General features: G+C 41.1%; 13 protein-coding genes. 7 read left to right on the top strand and 6 right to left on the bottom strand.

Annotation, left to right across the window (positions count from 1 at the left end; genetic code table 11):
• Positions 1-2: 2 nt before the first annotated feature.
• Positions 3-770 (bottom strand): ParA family protein, encoded by a 768-nt coding sequence (locus HX004_RS06610; RefSeq protein WP_286441559.1) that lies wholly within the window; start codon positions 768-770, stop codon positions 3-5.
• Positions 771-1,487: 717 nt separating this feature from the next.
• Between HX004_RS06610 and mobA the strand changes: the two genes are divergently transcribed.
• Genes mobA through HX004_RS06595 form a run of 3 tightly spaced genes read left to right on the top strand, consistent with a single transcriptional unit; the run spans position 1,488 to position 4,133 of the window.
• Positions 1,488-1,925, top strand: coding sequence for a conjugal transfer protein MobA (gene mobA, locus HX004_RS06605; RefSeq protein WP_058699043.1), 438 nt, complete (start codon positions 1,488-1,490; stop codon positions 1,923-1,925).
• Between the two features lie 2 nt (positions 1,926-1,927).
• On the top strand, positions 1,928-3,217 hold the full coding sequence (gene mobB, locus HX004_RS06600) for a conjugal transfer protein MobB (protein WP_058699042.1): 1,290 nt from the start codon (positions 1,928-1,930) through the stop codon (positions 3,215-3,217).
• 40 nt (positions 3,218-3,257) lie between these two features.
• On the top strand, positions 3,258-4,133 hold the full coding sequence (locus HX004_RS06595) for an AadS family aminoglycoside 6-adenylyltransferase (RefSeq protein ID WP_058699041.1): 876 nt from the start codon (positions 3,258-3,260) through the stop codon (positions 4,131-4,133).
• Between the two features lie 161 nt (positions 4,134-4,294).
• Here HX004_RS06595 and HX004_RS06590 read toward each other — a convergent pair whose 3' ends face one another.
• Complete coding sequence (locus HX004_RS06590; RefSeq protein WP_434086997.1) at positions 4,295-5,050, bottom strand: aminoglycoside 6-adenylyltransferase; 756 nt, start codon at positions 5,048-5,050, stop codon at positions 4,295-4,297.
• A 300-nt stretch (positions 5,051-5,350) separates the two neighbouring features.
• Between HX004_RS06590 and mobC the strand changes: the two genes are divergently transcribed.
• The 4 genes from mobC to HX004_RS06570 all read left to right on the top strand — a co-directional run bounded on the left by mobC (position 5,351) and on the right by HX004_RS06570 (position 10,723).
• Positions 5,351-7,351 (top strand): conjugal transfer protein MobC, encoded by a 2,001-nt coding sequence (mobC, locus tag HX004_RS06585; RefSeq protein WP_286441558.1) that lies wholly within the window; start codon positions 5,351-5,353, stop codon positions 7,349-7,351.
• A 214-nt stretch (positions 7,352-7,565) separates the two neighbouring features.
• A complete protein-coding gene (locus HX004_RS06580) occupies positions 7,566-8,783 on the top strand; it encodes an MFS transporter (protein WP_286441557.1) in 1,218 nt (405 codons plus the stop codon).
• Positions 8,784-8,899: 116 nt separating this feature from the next.
• Positions 8,900-9,784, top strand: coding sequence for an Mph(E)/Mph(G) family macrolide 2'-phosphotransferase (mph, locus tag HX004_RS06575; RefSeq protein ID WP_286441556.1), 885 nt, complete (start codon positions 8,900-8,902; stop codon positions 9,782-9,784).
• Between the two features lie 111 nt (positions 9,785-9,895).
• On the top strand, positions 9,896-10,723 hold the full coding sequence (locus tag HX004_RS06570; protein ID WP_286441555.1) for an RteC domain-containing protein: 828 nt from the start codon (positions 9,896-9,898) through the stop codon (positions 10,721-10,723).
• 162 nt (positions 10,724-10,885) lie between these two features.
• Here HX004_RS06570 and HX004_RS06565 read toward each other — a convergent pair whose 3' ends face one another.
• The 4 genes from HX004_RS06565 to HX004_RS06550 form a co-directional block, all read right to left on the bottom strand.
• Entirely contained in the window at positions 10,886-12,970 is a 2,085-nt protein-coding gene (locus HX004_RS06565; protein ID WP_286441554.1) for a type IA DNA topoisomerase, read from the bottom strand.
• Between the two features lie 94 nt (positions 12,971-13,064).
• Entirely contained in the window at positions 13,065-14,507 is a 1,443-nt protein-coding gene (locus tag HX004_RS06560; protein ID WP_286441553.1) for a DUF3945 domain-containing protein, read from the bottom strand.
• Positions 14,508-14,567: 60 nt separating this feature from the next.
• Complete coding sequence (locus HX004_RS06555; RefSeq protein ID WP_149347399.1) at positions 14,568-14,903, bottom strand: helix-turn-helix domain-containing protein; 336 nt, start codon at positions 14,901-14,903, stop codon at positions 14,568-14,570.
• Between the two features lie 263 nt (positions 14,904-15,166).
• A complete protein-coding gene (locus HX004_RS06550) occupies positions 15,167-16,015 on the bottom strand; it encodes an RteC domain-containing protein (RefSeq protein ID WP_286441552.1) in 849 nt (282 codons plus the stop codon).
• Between the last annotated feature and the right edge of the window lie 4 nt (positions 16,016-16,019).

Below are 16,019 nucleotides of genomic sequence, written 5' to 3'. Positions count from 1 at the left end.
ATTTACAGGTTAATGGTTCTTAAAAATTCACTGAAGAACAAATCCAGTCCAGAGTTTTTCATCAACCTTTTATCGGGGGGCAATAGCGTGGAACGGAAGACGGTCTTTGCCGTTGCCTCGCTTTCTTTGCGGAAGCGTTTGCTATCCCTGATGCGTGTTTCCATTACTTGCAGTCCGACTTCCTTAATGACGTTGCCGTAGATTTCGTACAGTTGGGATTTTTCCCTGCCATCGACCATGTTCCAAAACAGCCGTATGGTTTCGATAGAGGTCTGTCCGTGCTTCATAAGGACATTTGTCAGCACATCGGTAAAGCTCAATGTGCTTTCCATGACTACACGGTCTGCCGTGATGGGCGAAAAGATGTGGTGCATCCCTGTCAGTGTGTTGAGCAAGCCCGTAGTGTTCACCGTTCCGGTCAAGTCAAAGAAAACCACGTCCACGGGAACAGCCGAATCCTGTACGAATGCCTGCGCATCTGTTAGTGCATTGTCAGCCCTACTTTGCAATACTGGATAGGCTTTCTTGTTGATGGTGGAGAATTGGCGGTGCGCCAGTTTTTTCAACACCTCGTTTTGCATGACCGCTTTCAAATCCCGTTCCCTCATTTGGCAGATGCTGTGCTGTGGATAGTCACAGTCAAAGACGGCTACATTATACCCCATTTGGTAATGGAGTATGCTTGTCGTAACTGTCGTAAACGTGCTTTTTCCAACGCCTCCCTTTTGGCTTGAAAAGGCAATAAATTTTGTCCTGTTTGTTGCTTCCATTTCTATTCTATTTTTAAGTTTCTGTTTCCGTGGACTGCCTGCCGTCCTGCATGGAGCAGGGCTGTCATCCCTGCACACTGTCCGGCAGTCTTGGTACATTCCCGTCTGTCGGGTTTGCCGTCATCCGTTCAGTCAGCCGTGCCGTCATTCGGGCTTTCATGCAGGCAAGACCGATGGCTTGCCTATCGTCCTGCTTGTTGGAATGGCTACCGGATAGCTTTCATGCCGTCCGGCGTTCCTGTCTGCCATGCGGAACGCCGTCATGTATTCCGGTGTTCCTGCGCTCCGGCTTTCCTAACTGCCATCGGGAGCGGATGCCTGCAAACAGGCTTGCGTGACTGATAGCGCAAAGAAGCAGGTTATTCCGATGCACTCTTTTAATGCGGTAGTTTGGGGCATTTGTTGGCAATGTTTGGTCGTGACGGATAGGTCAATGCTTTGAAAAAGCTACCCTTACTTTGTAAGGACTTAAATGCAAGGGGTGAATGGAAAAATCATTGGCGTATGGAAGTTGTGGGCGGAACGGCATAAAGCCGTTTTTTTCCGCTTTACCCAATCCGACCCGTAGGGCGGATTTTCTGTTCACCCGAACAGAGCAAGTTGTGTTTTAAGGCACTCGAAACCCGTTTCTGTGCCTCAAAACCACTTGCCCTTGCAGGGAGCTTTAAAACACTCTCCGAAGTCGAGGTTTTGTTGAACTATTAAAATGGATTTGTGATGAATGGAAATGAGAAAAAGAAAAATAACAGAGGTGGGCGCAAGCCTAAAGCAGACCCAAGCACCCACCGCTATGTTTTCCGTCTTACGGACGAAGAAAATGCCAAATTCCTTTCGCTTTTTGAAGCATCGGGAGCGGATAACAAAGCACAGTTTGTTACTTCCGTACTTTTTGAAAAGCCGATTAAAAGCGTAAAGGTGGACATGGCTGTTATGGATTATTACACACGGCTAACCAATTTCTTTGGTCAGTTTAGGGCAATCGGTGTCAATTACAATCAGATTGTAAAGATACTCTACCGCAATTTTTCCGAAAAGAAAGCATCTGCCTACCTCTTTAAACTGGAAAAACAGACAGCAGAATTGGCAAATCTATGTCGTGAAATCATGGAATTGACACAGGAGTTTGAAGCCAAGCACATCAATAAAGGCGATTAAAAATGATAGCAAAAATTGGTCGAGGGGCTAATATGATGGGCGCACTTGCTTACAATCAACTTAAAGTCGAAAAGGAAAACGGACAGATATTAGCCACCCAAAGGATTATGGAAACGCCGGACGGACGATATACGGTAGCACAGTTGCACCGCTCTTTTGAACCGTATTTTATGGCAAACAAGCGGACGGAAAAACCTGTACTGCACATTTCGCTGAACCCAGATCCTGCGGATAAGGTCAGCGATGCGCAGTTTGTGAAAATGGCACAGGAATACATGGAGCGTTTGGGCTACGGCGAACAGCCGTATATCGTTTTTAAGCATACCGATATTGAACGCACCCATATTCATATCGTATCTACCTGCGTTGACCGTTACGGCAAAAAGATACCCGATAATTACGAAAAGTTACGCTCGATGGAAATCTGCCGAGCATTGGAACAAAAATACAACCTCGTACCTGCCACTGAAAAACAGCGCACGGGAAACGAGCAGGTATTCCGTCCGGTGGATTACAGAGCCGGAGACGTTAAGAGCCAAATCGCTTCGGTGGTGCGACACCTGCCGAAGTATTACGGGTACGCAAGTCTTGGGGCATACAGCGCCTTGCTTTCACTTTTCAATATCACCGCCGAGGAAGTCAAAGGGGAACTGCACGGACAGCCCAAAAATGGGCTTGTCTATTTTGCACTGAACGGGCAGGGAGAAAAAGCGAGCAATCCTTTTAAGGCATCCCTTTTCGGCAAGCAGGCAGGACTGGACGAACTGCAAAACCAATTCGCAACAGCTAAGGAGAAAATGAAAGCCGACCCTGTAAGAGCCGTACTCAAAAGCACTATTGAAGTGGCAATGCACACCGCTACAAACGAAGCCGATTTTAAAAAGCAGTTATTGGAGCAGGGTATCAATACCGTGGTACGGCGCAACGATGAGGGGCGTATATACGGTATGACTTTTATCGACCACGAAAGCCGTACCGTTTGGAACGGCTCGGCTTTGGGCAAAAACCTTTCGGCTAATGTCTTTAATGATCGGTGGAACGAGCAGGCAATCGGACAACGCCAAGAAGCGGAAAAAACATCCGCACAAAATCAGTCCTCGACCACTGGCAACACCGTAGAGAAAGAGGAAACCCATTCACTTTTTGACTTTCTGAATAAAGAACAGCCGACCGATGATTTGTTGATAGACGGATTGGGTGGGCTACTGCCGGAGGCACAGGGCGAAGACTACGAGGAACAGGAATTTGCCAACCGTATGAAGAAAAAGAAGAAACGAAAAAGGCTACCTTAAAAATAAATGGATATTTTTGTTAGATATTGGCATTTATAGCATGAAGTATAGAGACGAGAAATTAAAGCGTATCATTGATTGGTCAGAAAAAAATAGAGAGATAAGAGCGGTATTACTAACAAGCTCCCTTGTAAATCCATTAGCATCTGTTGATGAATTTAGTGATTTGGATATTGAACTTGTTTTTGAGGATAACACTACATACATTTCAGACAATAATTGGATAAGCAATTTTGGAATTCCAATTGCGATGATTGAAGAAGATGAAACCTATTTTGATTACAAACACGCAATGAAAATGGTTTTATACGATGATTATGTAAAAGTAGATTTCAAACTATATAGCAAAAAAGAATTTTTAGAAGAAGTTCAGCAAAATGAATTGTGCGAAGATTGGGATATTGGTTATAAAGTTTTGATTGATAAAGACAACTTAACCCAAAATCTGAAAAAACCGACATATCAGGTTTCTATTATTATAAAACCAACCGAACAAAAATTTGAACAGCTTTTAAATGATTTTTGGTGGGATACCACTTATGTAGCAAAAAGCCTTGCAAGAGATGAGTTGTTTTATGCAAAATTTATGTCGGAAAACAATATCAGAACCGACTACTTGATACCTTTAATTGAATGGCATATTGCCATTCAACACGATTGGAAAATAACAACCAATAAATTTGGAAGACTTTTTAAAAAATACCTCACATCTGAAATGTGGCAAAAAGTAGAGCAGACATTTTCGGGAAGTATCATTGAAGATAATTGGAATGCATTATTTGCAATGGCAGATTTAGTATCAGAAATTGGTAAAGAATTGTCAGAAAAATTGGGGTTTGAATATCCTATAAAGTTAGAGACTGATATAAGAAAGTATTTGCTCGATTTAAAAGAAAGCTACTTGGACAAACAATAAGATTTCTACAAAAACCACAAAGACCAGGATTAACATCTTGGTCTTTGATGGTTAGCTTTTAATGTCCACGTTTAACAGAGTGGATGGGTTAACCGCATTTGTCGGAATAGATTACAAACAATAAACATTTCCCAACCACATAAAGAAGTAGAAAACTTCGGTTATTCAATCCTATTTAGTAGTCGTTTTAGGTCTGTCTTAACACCTAATTCATCAAACAGCTTTTTTGATAAGTTCAATGAATTTTGGAAAGCTACTTTTAAATTTCCAGTGTCCAAATCAGATGTTGTCAATTTAAATTCTGAATACCAATCTTTGTCAATATCTTTCTCTAAACTTTTTGTCGGACTTTCCCAATGATGGGTTTGATTTGTTGCTATTCGTATTAACCAAAGTAAATACTTTTGTACGTTTGACAGACTTTGGTAAGCGTGAGCGTATTCCTTTCTTTTAATCAAGTTACTTGTTGTCAACAATACATTCAGTAATGATTGGCTTAAAAATAAGATATTTTCATTTGTAGTTCTGTCGGGCAATTTTGTTTTTATTTGATTAAGTGTTTCAGTCAAAAGACCGTCTTTGTCAACTAAGTTCATTTGGTCAAAATCACTGAACGATACAAAACCATCCCACGATTTTATAACGTCAATCTCATTTATTGTTAAAAAATGAAATTCGCCTCTAATCAGGTTCTCAAAAATTGCGACTTCACTGCCATATTCATTCGTAAAATATAACGCTGTCGGATAAATCTGATTTACCCACTTTTGGGTAGAAAAATTTTCTTTGCTTTTCAGGAAAATATAAAACTCGATATCAGAATATTGGTCGCCCTCGTTTTTGGTAAACGACCCATACATTAAAACTGCGGAAACATTTTCGTCCTGTTGAGCGATTGATTTGGTCGTATCAATCATTTGTAACTGTGTCATTGTGCTAAATTTAAAGTTTTGCATGCATTTCACCATCACTTATACAAAGTGATGGATTGTCAATTCCATTTTAGAAAAGTTACTTACAGCTTCATTGGATTAAATATTTTAGTTTTTGTAAGGAACAAAGTTACAAAAAATTGCTCTTGATGCTCAATAGCGAGTTTAACCTTTTCGGCTTCTACGATACTCAGCCAAAATAAGCCACCAAAATCCATCTGACACCCCTTTGTGTAAGTGCTTTTAAATAGCCTTTAAATTCCCTGCATCACTAAATTTTTTGTTATGCAAGGTGAAGACGATTTGAGAGGATTAGCCAAAATCATGGCTTTTATGCGTGCCGTAAGTATTCTTTTGGTACTGATGCACTTTTACTGGTTCTGTTACGGGTTCTTTGCCGAACGTGGATGGACACTGGAAATTATTGGTAAGATATTGACCAATTTCAACCGTACCGTAGGGCTTTTTGAACACACGCTTTACACCAAGATTTTTGCACTGGTATTATTGGCGTTAAGCTGTCTCGGAACTAAGGGCGTAAAGAATGAAAAGATAACATGGGGTAAGATTTACACTGCCTTAGCTATTGGCTTTGTGCTGTTCTTTCTGAACACGCCATTGTTGAAGCTGTCGGCAGGGATTGCCACATCGCTTTACATACTTACAACAGGCTTTGGATATATAGCTTTGCTCATGGCAGGGGTATGGATGAGCAGACTACTCCGCAACAATCTGATGGACGATGTTTTCAATAATGAAAACGAAAGTTTTGGGCAGGAAACCCGTCTGATGGAAAATGAATATTCGGTCAATCTTCCCACAAGGTTTTTTTACAAAGGCAAGTGGAACAATGGATGGATTAATATCGTCAACCCTTTCCGAGCTTCGATTGTACTTGGTACTCCCGGCTCGGGAAAATCCTACGCCATCGTAAACAGCTACATCAAGCAACACATCGAAAAGGGGTTTGCGATGTACATCTACGATTTCAAGTTTGACGACCTTTCCACGATTGCCTACAATCATTTGCTAAAACACTCCAATAAGTATAAGGTAAAGCCTAAGTTTTACGTCATCAACTTTGATGACCCTCGCCGAAGCCACCGATGCAATCCGCTCAATCCAAACTTTATGACGAATATATCCGATGCTTACGAAGCATCCTATACCATCATGCTAAACCTCAACAGAACGTGGATAACCAAGCAAGGGGATTTTTTCGTAGAAAGTCCTATTATATTGCTTGCTTCCATCATTTGGTATCTGAAAATCTATGAAAACGGGAAGTATTGCACGTTTCCCCATGCCATCGAATTACTCAATAAAAAATATGCAGATGTTTTTACTATCCTTACTTCATATCCCGAACTGGAAAACTACCTGTCACCCTTTATGGATGCGTGGCAAGGCGGAGCGCAAGACCAATTGCAGGGTCAGATAGCATCGGCGAAAATCCCATTGTCACGCATGATTTCGCCACAGCTTTATTGGGTCATGACGGGGGATGATTTTTCACTGGACATCAACAATCCACAAGAGCCGAAAATACTGTGTGTCGGGAATAACCCTGAACGTCAAAACATCTATTCCTCCGCTTTGGGTTTGTACAACTCAAGGATTGTAAAACTTATCAATAAGAAAGGACAGTTAAAGAGTTCTGTTATCATAGACGAATTGCCTACGATATATTTCCGAGGATTGGACAACCTTATCGCAACCGCACGTAGCAATAAGGTCGCTGTGTGTATGGGCTTCCAAGACTATTCGCAGTTAACAAGGGATTACGGCGACAAGGAAAGCAAGGTTATACAAAATTTGGTCGGTAATATCTTTAGCGGACAGGTCGTTGGGGAGACTGCAAAATCCCTTTCAGAGCGCTTCGGGAAAGTCTTGCAGAAACGTCAAAGCATCACCACAAACCGCAATGATAAATCCACTTCCATATCCACACAATTAGACACGCTTATACCTGCCTCCAAAATATCCACCTTGACACAGGGAATGTTCGTAGGTTCTGTTTCAGATAATTTTGATGAGCGTATCGAGCAGAAAATCTTTCACGCCGAAATCGTGGTGGACAACGAAAAGATTTCTGCCGAAACCAAAGCCTACAAAAAGATACCGCAGATATTGTCGTTTACCGATGAAGACGGAAACGACAATATGCAACAGGTAGTTGAAACTAATTACAGACAAATTAAAGCAGACGTTGTTCAGATTGTAGAAAGCGAAATGGAACGCATCAAGAATGACCCCGACTTACAGCATTTGATACAAGAGGGATAATATCCAAGTATAGTTTTTCAATATTTTTTTACGTGTGCTACATTGATGACAACATTTTTTTTACCTTTGCCCTATGAACTATTCAAATACAGCAATGATGGCTAAACCTTGGAATAACTAATCCAAGTGTCACTTTAGTACACTTCCCTTCTTAGAAGACAATCTTGGTATTGCTCTTCCTTTTTTTGTTGTATAACAATTTCATTAAATTTTCATGGAAAATAGAAAATGGGTGCAGACCTATGTATTTATATGGTCTGGGCAATTTATATCTATGTTGACCAGCTATGCCGTTCAATTTGCAATTATTATTTGGTTGAGTTTAGAACATAGGTCGGCGGAAGTCTTGGCTTTTGCAGGAATATCGGGTATGCTTCCACAAGCTATAATAGGAACTTTTGCGGGTGTTTTTATCGACAGATGGAACCGTAAAAAAGTCTTAATAGTGTCTGATATTTTTTTGGCATTATGTGCATTAGTTATAAGTTTTCTCCTACAAAACGATACAATCAATCTTAACTGGATTTATTTGATGCTGGGTTTACGTTCTATTGGAAATGCTTTCCATTCTCCTGCAATGCAAACTGTCGCTCCACTTCTGGTACCCAAAAAAGAACTAATTAGGGTCGCAGGAATTAATCAAATGTTACAGTCAGTGAGTGGAATAGTTGGTCCGGCAGTGGGAACTTTAGCTATTACTTATATGCCTATCTCCACCGTATTGTATTTAGATATAATTGGAGCAATTATCGCCATTGTGTCTTTAGTGTTTGTTCATATTCCTCATATCAAAACTGAAGCGAAACTTTCAATTTGCTATGTTATCAAGGATTTGAAAGATGGTTTAAATAACGTGCTAACGAATAAAGGTTTGACACTACTTTTCTTATATGCAATTATGGTCACATTTTTCATTATGCCAACTGCAATTATGTTCCCACTATTAACAACTGAGTATTACAATGGGGGTAAATGGGAAATGAGTGTGATTGAAATTGCTTGGTCTGTAGGAATGCTATTAGGAGGAACAGCTTTAGGTTTTTTCAGAATAAAAACTAAAAAAATCACCTTGGTTAATACTATGCATGTATTATTAGGAACTTCCTTTTTGCTATGTGGATTGATACCATCAACATGGTTTATAGGATATGCTGTATTAACCATATTGGGTGGTATTGCGCTGTCGATATTTTCTGCATCATTTACTACGATAATACAATTGGAAGTTGTTTCGAACATGTTGGGACGTGTGTTTTCTATATACTACAGTTTAGCTGTGTTGCCATCGGTTATAGGTTTGTTATTTACAGGTGCATTAGCTGAAGAAATTGGAATTTCGAATTCGTTTTTACTCTCGGGTTCTATAACAATATTAATTGGAATAGTTTCCTTTTTATCTCCAGTACTGATGAAAATTGGTAAATCTAAATAGCTAAGCCGGAAAAAGTGACATTATATAACAATACAATATCATAATTAATAAAGTAGAACTTACTTATAATAATCTATACCATTTTAGACAGGATAGATACAAAAACAAAAAATAAAATGACAATCAAAGATATTCAAAAACTTGCCAATGAGCAGGGATTATTTCTAACAGAAAATATAAAATTTAATGAAATGGGTGTCGACTTTAGGGTAGGTTATGCCATTGACATCAAGGGTCAAAGATGGGTACTTCGTATCCCTCGTCGTGGTGATATGAGTGAACAAATTGATAAGGAAAAAAGAATTTTACAGCTTGTAAAAAAACACCTGTTCCTAAAGGTTCCCGATTGGAAGATTATATCACCACACTTAATTGCCTATCCCCTAATTGAGGAAGAACCTGCACTTACAGTTGATACAGAAAGCCATAATATGATTTGGAACATGGATAAAGATAGCCCAAAATACATTATATCGTTAGCAAAAGCGTTAGTACAATTACATGCTATTCCAAAAGAAGAAGTAAGAAAAAATCATCTGAAGATAATGAAGCCATCTGACTTAAGACCAGAGATAGCTAATCAATTACAAACTGTAAAATCAGAATTAGGAATAAGCTCTAAGCTTGAATTACGCTATAGAAAATGGTTAGATGATGATAAACTATGGCCAAATTTCACACAGTTTGTTCACGGTGATTTATATGCCGGACATGTGCTTACTTCGCAAGATGGTGTTGTTGCCGGCATTATTGACTGGTCAACAGCCCACTTAGGAGACCCTGCAATTGATTTTTCTGGACATGTAGCTATTTTCGGAGAAGCAAGTCTGCGAAACCTAATCACAGAATATGAAAATCAAGGTGGTAAAACTTGGGATAAAATTTATGAGCAAGTTATAGAAAGAGCTTCTGCATCAGCCTTGTCATATGGTTACTTCGCATTAGAAACCAATAACGAAAATCATATTATTGGGGCAAAAGTTCAATTAGGTGTAATCTGATAAATTTTAACGGGTCAAGACGGAAATTATCCGTCTTGACTTTTTTACGAAAGAATTGATAAAATCAATTCTTTACCTTTTTTATCTACAACAGACAATAATTAATAGAATATGAATAATTATTTTAGAGAAACGTCTCATAAGCTGGAAACGGCAATCAACGAATTAGAGATTGAAGCTGATTACTCCATACAGCGGATTGAAGCTGTTATAAACCTTATTTTAGAATGCCTATCCGAATTAAGGGAATATATCTTGGAAAAAGGATTTAAGAACAAAGAAGCAGAAATCCACTTTTTCAGACACCAAAAACCTATAATTGTTGCCAAACTGGTTTATTACAATGCTATTTATAAAATAGAAACCAAGAAACCTCATGGAGCAAAACCCTTAAAAAAATACCTCAACAGAGAGTTGAAAAAACTTAAACGGTACTTTGACAACAACCTCGACTTTTACAAATACTACCGCACCAATAACACTTCTCTTGATGAGAAACTTTTTGTACGGGGCAACCACGATATAAAGCTGTGCTTGGACACGGGATATTTTCAGTCAGACCTAACATTTTCCACCTCGCATGATTACAAGGTCGCCAAGATAATAGGCAATGATTTGGTACAGGACTATATCGAAGACCAGTTGTACAATAAAGACCAAGAGGGTAAGCCTAAAGCCTCTAAAAAACTCAACTGGACAGGTAGTAAGGTAGCAATAATCGAATTGATTTATTCCCTGCATTATCAAGGTGTCTTTGATAATGGGAACCCCGATATAAGGCTAATAGCGAAGTATTTTGAGGATGCCTTTAACGTCAATTTGGGTAACTTCTACCAAACGTATTTGGAATTGAGAAGCAGGAAGATGAACCAAACAAAATTCCTTGATACACTTCGGGAAACGCTTATCAAGAAAATGGACGAGCAGGACGGAATATAAGATTTGGGCGTGACACCGACTGCATTTCGCTACTGTACGATTGGTAGTAACGATAATGCAGACGGGTCGGGCTATCCGCTATATCTTTTGTGGATCTGCAAGGACCACAAAAGGATGTCGCTTCTATCCCTCACGCTATATGCCGTTCAGAAACATTGGGGTTTATTTCCTTTTCGACTTCCGTTTTTCAAATTCAAAGGACACTTTGCCTGTATCGTCCATGACGATATAGGCATCGAATTTATTGCCCGACTTACTTTTCATGCCTTTGATAAGTTTGGTTTTTCCATTGGTCACAAGGCTTTCTATATCGGCAGTGCTTAACAGCACTCCGCACACCGTGCGGAATTGAAGCCAACCGCACCCCTCATCGGGGCATTTTACAACCTTGTTCCATACCAATAGCTGTTGGCTCTTGCATTGTGGGCAGGTCAGTTCGGGTTGCTTTTCTTTGGCAATGGTCATGTCCAAAATTTCCCGTGTAATGGAAGTGGCGTAGGCTTCCATATCGCTGTGAAAAGCATCTGCATCTGCCTCGTTGCTCTCGATTTTCTGCAACGCCATTTCCCATTCGGCTGTCATGGCTACATCGGCAATCTTCCTATCCTTTACAGCCCCGTAAACCTGTAATCCCTTATCGGTAGGGATAAGCGATTTCTTTTCTCGCCGTATATAATCCCGTCTAAAAAGCGTTTCTATAATGGAGGCTCTTGTGGCAGGAGTGCCGATACCGATGTCTTTAAGAGCTTGGCGTTCGTCCTCGTTTTCTACTTCCTTTCCTGCATTTTCCATTGCGGACAACAGATCTGCCTCGGTGTAAAGTACAGGTGGTTTGGTTTTCTTTTCCAGTACCGAAGCCTCTTTGATTTTCAGTTCATCGCCAACGTTTAATTCCGGCAGTTCCTGTACAGGTTCGCTGTCGTCCTCGGTAAACTTTTCTTTGATGCCACGCCATCCGGCTTCGATGATTTTATGCCCTTTCAACGAAAAATCTTGATGAAAAGCCTCCAAACCGATGTCGGTTATTTCTTTGGTACAGGCAGGCGAAAGGGCTTCCAGTAATCGGTGTGCAATCATGTCATATATAACGTTTTCGTGTGCGGACAGTTCGGACGGGATTTTTTCGGTAATCAACAGACCGTGGTGGTCGGTCACTTTTACATCGTTCACGATACGTTTATTGAAACGCCCCCATTTTACTTTCCCGACCGCCTTTTTGCACGAAGCCCTTGCCTCCAAACTCCGTACCAGTGCAGGGATTTCTGACCACATATCTTCGGGTATGTATTTGCTCCCTGTGCGTGGGTAGGTGATAAACTTCTTTTCGTATAGGCTTTGGGCAATGTTCAATGTTTCCTCGGCGGTATAGGATGCTCTTTTGTTTGCTTCTTTCTGTAATCCCGTTAGGTCGAACAGCAAAGGCGGTTGCTCCGTGACCGTTTTGCTCTCGACTGCCGTAACGGTAGCCGTTCCGGCACGTTGAACGGATTTAAGCGTATCGTCAGCAAGTTTTCTCTCATCCCACTTGGTCTTGGAAAGGCTCTTAAAGTCCACAAAACCTTTGCGGTGTTCCAACTGGATTTGAAAGTATTTTTTGATGGCAAAATCCCTGTTTTCCAAATACCGCTTGCAGACAAGGGCAAGCGTTGGCGTTTGCACCCGTCCGAGCGAGTACACGCCACGACCTGCCGAAATGCTCAACGCCTGCGAGGCATTGATACCCACAAGCCAATCGGCTCTGCTTCGTCCTTGTCCGGCTCTGTACAGTCCGTCAAAATCGCTTCCGGCTTTTAGGCTGTCAAAGCCCTGTTTAATCGCTTTTTCTGTGAGCGAGCTTATCCATAGACGTTCAAAGGGTTTACGGCATTTTAGGTACTCGTAAATGTACCTAAATATGAGTTCTCCCTCACGTCCGGCATCGGTGGCCACGATAATACTATCGCATCTACCGATGACCTGTTCGATGATTTTCAACTGTTTCAATGCTCCGCTATCGGGAACATAGCTTTTGTCCTTTTTAATCTTTCGTACCGTCAGTAAGAAAGGGTCGGGCAATATGGGCAGGGCTTCACGTTGGAAGCCCGACACGCCGTAATCTTCGGGCATCGCCAGTCCGACCAAATGCCCCAATGCCCACGTAACTTCATAGCCGTTCCCTGCGAGGTAGCCATCCCGTTTTTCAGTCGCTCCCAAAAGGGTAGCTATTTCTCTCGCCACACTTGGCTTTTCTGCAATGATTGCTTTCATAATGCTAATGGATTAAGTGTTGGACATTTCTCTTTGAGAAACCCCTCCGTTTTTTGTGAGAGGGGATTTCCAAAGAAAAATGTTTTTTATAGTGTTATCTTCTCACCCCTTTGGATTTAGCCGGAGCGTTAGGCTCATTCTGCCGTTGCTGTTGGGGTTTGTTTTTCGGCGTTTGTTGTTCCGGTTTCAAAGGCTCTCGGATGTTCTTGGTTGCCTCGTTGGTCTTTCCCTCGGAGTTGACGGCGACCTGTGTTTTGTGAGCCTCGGCAGGCTGTGCCTTGTTTTTCAGTGCATTGGGATTTCTAAAGCTGAAATCATATTTTCCTGTTTCTTTGTTCAGCGTAACATACCCTTTGTACGGCTGTCCTTTTCCGTCTTTCAAATCCGACACATAAATAGTTTTACCCTCCGCGAGCTGTTTGTACTGTTCATCGGTAAACGTCTTACCACGGTAGTATTTCGAGTCTTGCTCTTGTGTTTGCTTGGGTGCTTTGTCACCAAAAAGGTATTCTGGATATTTTTTGTCGGCGTTGAACTGTACATAGGCATTTTTGTTCGCACTGTTCTTAAAATCCAATCCCTCCAAATAGATGGCTTTCCCGTCTTTCAAATCCTGTTTTTGGTCTTCGGTCAGTTTTACGCCCTTAATCTCATCGGGTACTTTTATCCTGTCCTGCCTAAACGCAATGACCTCGTTTGTTAGATGGTCGATACTGATAATGGACGGTATCTTTTCACCCGTTTTGCGGTTGGTCAATTCCACCACACGCCCCATGTTTCCGGTTTTTAGCAGGTTTTCCCTGTCCTCTTTGGTAAACTCGTGACCAAAGAAAGGGGCTTTGAGGTTCGGCTCATGGCGGACACCGTACATGACAAGTACAGGTTTCCCGTTTTCGCCGTCTTGGAAACCAAGCCTTGCTTCCGTGCGCATGATGACCGCACCGAAATTGACACTTGTGGGATAGACCTTATTGGTTTTATAGCCTTTCAATAGCAAATCCATCTGTCCGTCTTTTTCAAGCCTCTCTTTGCTTATCCCAAATTGCGCTAAATAATTCCAGTCCACTTCTTCCGCTTTATAGCGGTAATCGTTTTTTCCCTGTGTTTCCTTCGTTTCGGGTGTTGCCTGTGGGGCTTCCACATCCTTTTTGTTTTCCTGTATTTGTTCCTTTGGCTCTTTGACCTCATGCTTTGCCAAGACGGCTTCGCCCTCTTTGGTCGGGGTATCGAACTGTTTCTGTATCTGTTTGGCAGTTTCGACCGCTTCCTTTTCAGGCACTTTAAAGAATGAAAAGTGGGTCGGGTCTTTTAGCTGTCGCCAAAAGTTAGAGAAGAAATTTGTAAACACGTCTCCGGCTCTGTCCACTCGCATGAATTGGCTTTGGTTTTTCTTGGTGGCATCAACGGTTTTCAGATTACCGTTTTCGTCAACGCCCGAGACGGCTTGAATTTTCTTTTTTTCCTTGTCCATCACCAACAGCACATCCGAAAGCTGTTCGGGATATTGCTGTGTATTTTCGATTGCTTGTTCGCTCATGATATTGATTATTTAAAGTTTACATTGTCCGAAAGTAATCCTCGTGCATACCCCATTTAATTATCCATCCTTGGACGGCGGTCTTTGTCCTGGATTGTCTTTAGTGCGCCTTATAGGTGCATTAAAACTTTCCCTTATGAACTGGTGTACGTCCGATAATTTGTAATACAGCTTTCCGCTGATGGTGTAATACGGCAACTTGCCCGTGGAGCGGTAGCGTTGCAGGGAGCGATGGCTTATTTTGAGCATTTGTAGGATATCCTGATTGTCCAGTAATTCTTCGCCATCTATACTTTGGCGTTCTCTCTTGATGTTGAGGACGTATTCTTTCATTATGTCGAAGCGTTCCATAATACGTTCCATCCATGCGATAAATTCCATTCTGTCGATGTTCATAACAATAACTTTTTAATGATTTCTACATCACAAAATTGGAGCGATTGGCGCAGGCTGTCGTCCGATACGTATGTATCAAAAAGGCACTTTTTTCATTTTTTTACAATTCGTGTAAAGTGCTGTTTTTAGGGTATTTCTGCGCTTTTGGTCAATGGCTCGCTGCGCCATACGACCCATTTGCCGATAGACACATATCGGCAAATGCACAAAAAAAGGACAGCATCGATTGATACTATCCTATTATTGGTAGGAAAAGATGAAAATTACAGGTTGTCTTCCCTGTCCATATATTCTTCTAAACTTTGTTTTAGTTGGTCTAAAAACAGTGTCCGTGAACCTGCACGGGTTTTCATTCGGTGGAAGCTATTATGAATGTCGTTCAGCGAAACACGGAACAGGATTTGAAATACCATGCTGATTTTGCGGATGCCTATTTTCCCGTGCGAAATGGCATCGCTGGCATAGAGGGCATAAATCAATTCGATAAGGGCATTTTTTGTCTGTGTCCAAAAGAAGTCTTTTGTTTCCTCGTGTTGGAGAAGAACATCGGGATTTTGTTCGGGGCTTAGTTTGGTTGTCAGATAGTTGTAGATTAATTCGTTTGCTATGATTTTCGCCACTTTATAATCAAAGTAGGTCGAAAATTTGGTGTCGATTTCAAACACGAAGCTGTTTAATCCATCATAGCAGTTGATGTTGCCAAGTGTAAAATATTGCTCGTCACGGTCAGTTCTGCCGGAACGGTAGTAGCGGTAAAAATCGGAATTGCAGACATGCTCCGTATATTCCTTTTTGAACTCACGCAGGTGCATAGCAAAATAGCCTTCGTAGATATTCCCACTACTTGCAGGGCATGCAGTTTCAATCCTGAATACCTTGTTGTAATAGATGAGTTTGCCCAGAACAGTTGGTTTTATCTGCTTAAAGAAGAGAATTTCGTCTTCCTTTGTAGTAAATCCCTCGTTTATTATATCTTCTTTAACGTCTCCGAGAAGTTCTTTAAGGTATACCGTCATCTTGTAAGCTTCGTCTATAAAGCTTGAAGCCTCCACAGAAAACTTACGTTCCTGTTTCTGTATGTCGGAGACGATTTTGTGTAATAGGTGTCTCATAATA

This window comes from Myroides sp. 1354 (genome assembly GCF_030324495.1).
In the GTDB taxonomy this organism is placed as follows: Bacteria; Bacteroidota; Bacteroidia; order Flavobacteriales; family Flavobacteriaceae; genus Flavobacterium.
Note: the sequence above shows the minus strand (reverse complement) of the source record. Positions and strands in the feature narration are given on the sequence as shown.